Raw genomic sequence first — 2,811 nt, forward strand, 5'->3', positions numbered from 1 at the left:
AAAGCTGCTCGATTTCCGACAGATAGTGCGAGGTGTAAACCACCGTTACCCCCTGCCGCGTCAAATCCGCCACGCTGTCGAGGATAAAGCGGCGCGACTGCGGGTCGATGCCGACCGTGATTTCGTCGAGGAACACCAGTTGCGGCGTGTTAATCAGACCGATGGCAAAATTCAGACGGCGTTTAAGCCCGCCCGAAAGATGCTTCGCCGCTTTGTTTTTGTGGGCGGTCAGGTCGGTCTGTTCTAGAAGCGCATTCAGACGGCTTTTGTCGCGCACTTTGTAAAGCGAGGAGAAAAATAGCAGGTTGTCCCACACCGAAAGCTGCGGATAAAACGCGAAATCCTGCGGCACCAAACCGATTTTCTGCCGCTCGCTGCGGCTCAACAGGTGCAACGGCTTGCCGTCAAACAAAATTTCGCCCTGCCGTACTTCCTGCAAGCCAGCTAAAAGCGACATCAGCGTCGTTTTCCCCGCACCGTTGTGGCCGAGCAGCCCCAAACATTCGCCGTCTGCAATGTCGAACGACACATTGTCCAGTGCGGCAGTTTCGGCCTTGGGATAACGGTGGGAGAGGGATTGGATTTGAATCATGGTTTCCAAATTGCCCTTTAATGAATATTCATAGTGATGCAGCCCACACATAACGGCGTTGGAATTTGCTGTCTTTAAATACGAAACACATATCGAAAGAACCGGCATCATTATTCACCGAATTAAACAGATAAAGCATCTTGTCGGTACGGCGGTAATAGGCTTCCCAGCCATCATACGCATTGCTGCTGCGTGCAGTAGCGGCAAAATCGGGCAAGAACAGCCCTTGCAGTTCGGCAGCGGGAACTGCTTGACCGTTCAGCGTAATCTGTTCTATGGCAAATACGCTTTTTGGAATGGAACCGTCTGTACCGTAAAACGGTTTGCCCCGATAGAGAGGCGCGGTGTCACTATTGGGGGCTGTGCCTGAAAAGTCGCTGCGTTTGGGATGGATACGGCGGGCGGCGATGTGTACCGTTTGACCGTTGCCGGACAAAGTCAGTGTGTCGTCGCGATCGAAGTGTTCACGCAGGGTGGCGAAGTTTTTGTCGGAGGCGGGAAATATCAGGCGGCTGCGGTGGATAAAGCCGTAATCGCCGATTGCTGTCTGTTGCAACTTCGCGGTACAGAAATTCGGATTGTCTTTGCTGGCTTCGCCTACACATTCCAACGGCGTGCCGTTGGGAATTTTTGCCAAAACTTTGGCATTCAAATCGGGTCTTTTGCGCAAGTTGGTGTGTCCGTCGGCATCATGAACTAAGGCAAAGCCGTCCGGCGGCGCGGCATGGGTTAAGGCGGAACACAATAATAGGAGTGTGGCTAAGTAACGCATTTTTATCATTTTCTTTGAGTTTTCAGACGACCTTTTCGAGCGATATTTAAATCGCCGCACCCCATAAATAACGGCGCTGGAATTTGCCGTCCTTAAATATAAAGCAAACGCTGAAAGGATTGCCGTCCGAACCTTGTCTGCCGAACAGATAAAGCGTCTTATCATTGCCGCGGTAATAGGCTTCCCAGCCTTGATATACATTGCTGCCGCGTGCGGTGGTGGCAAAATCGGGCGAGAACAGTCCTTGCAGTTCGGCAGTGGGAACTGCTTGACCGTTTAGCGTGATACGCTCAAGCGCGAACACGCTTTTGGGAATCATAGAGTCGATACCATAATACGGTTTTCCTTGATAGAGACGCGCGGTGTATTTGTCTTTGCTGATGCCCGAGAAGTTGCTGCGTTTTGGATGGATGCGGCGGGCAGCGATGTGTACCGTTTGTCCATTGCCGGACAAAGTTAGTGTATCGTCATGACCGGATTGTTCGCGCAGGCGGACGAAGTTTTTGTCGGAGGCGGGAAAGATCAGACGGCTGTAATGGATAAAGCCGGAATTGTCGGCGCTTGCTTGTTGTAGCTGAGCAAAACAGAAGTCCGATTTGTTTTCGCTGAGTTCTTCTATACATTCCAACGGTGTGCCGTTAGGGATTTTTGCCAAGACTTTGGCTTTCAAATCGGGGCGTTCGCGTAAGTTGGTGTGTCCGTCGGCATCATGCACCAAGGCAAAGCCATCCGGCGGCGCGGCATGGGTTAAGGCGGAACACAAGAATAAGACAGTAGCTAGGTAACGCATTTTTAATTTCTTTTAGTTTTCAGACGGCCTGAATGTCAAAATAATTTACGGTAGATTAAGCTGGATCGAATAAATCCTGATTATTTCAATAATCCCCGCCACAACGCTTCTTCATCATCCGCAATTTTGCGCAGAAATTCGGCGATGTTGCGGCAGCCGTTTTCGGACGGTTTTTTGCATTGCTTCACGCACATGGCTGCGAATTGACGCCATTGGTCGCCGATGGAGGTCATTTGTTCCGAGGCCGTCTGAAACGTAGGTTCGTTGCAGATATGGGCGGCTTGTTCGAGGAAGTAGGCGTAGATATAGCGGAAACCTGCGCCGCCGGTGCCGATTTCTTCCTGCATCCGCACCAAATGGCCGAGAAACAGTTTTTGGTATTTCTCATTTTGTTTGGCGGGCAGGGATTCGATTTTTTTGGCTAGTGTGCGGATGCCTTTGACACCGATGAAAAAGACCGGCGCGAGCATGTGTTTGGCGTTTTTGCGTATGGCTTTGCGGATAATGGCGGGCAAGTCTGCCATGATTTGTTCAGACGGCCTGTTGTCTTCCAAGGTGTACATCATGCCTTTTGCCGCCAATACGCCTTTGGCAAAGCGCGCCCGTTGCAAATCTTCGGCGGCGCAGCGTTGTACGGTTTCAAATACGGGGTCGCTG

Annotated in this window: 4 protein-coding genes; all 4 read right to left on the minus strand. The window is 51.3% G+C overall.

The features are described 5' to 3' along the window. Positions 1-592 (minus strand): ABC transporter ATP-binding protein (locus ACTHUT_RS17155; RefSeq protein WP_440419172.1); only part of this gene is annotated, 592 nt, incomplete at its 3' end. A gap of 28 nt (positions 593-620) precedes the next feature. Then, positions 621-1,364 carry an SH3 domain-containing protein gene (locus ACTHUT_RS17160; protein ID WP_440385999.1) on the minus strand — a complete coding sequence of 248 codons (744 nt, stop codon included), beginning with the start codon at positions 1,362-1,364 and terminating at the stop codon, positions 621-623. Positions 1,365-1,410: 46 nt separating this feature from the next. Continuing rightward, positions 1,411-2,154 (minus strand): SH3 domain-containing protein, encoded by a 744-nt coding sequence (locus tag ACTHUT_RS17165; protein ID WP_440386000.1) that lies wholly within the window; start codon positions 2,152-2,154, stop codon positions 1,411-1,413. Between the two features lie 80 nt (positions 2,155-2,234). Then, on the minus strand, positions 2,235-2,811 hold a 577-nt coding region (locus ACTHUT_RS17170; protein ID WP_440419173.1), incomplete at its 5' end, for a DUF4872 domain-containing protein.

This window comes from Neisseria sp. P0022.S010, assembly GCF_051956635.1.

Excerpts from the sequence above, each read along its gene's own strand:
- ACTHUT_RS17160 (WP_440385999.1), bottom strand. The coding sequence starts at position 1,364 with ATGCGTTACTTAGCCACACTCCTATTATTGTGTTCCGCCTTAACCCAT.
- ACTHUT_RS17165 (WP_440386000.1), bottom strand. The coding sequence starts at position 2,154 with ATGCGTTACCTAGCTACTGTCTTATTCTTGTGTTCCGCCTTAACCCAT.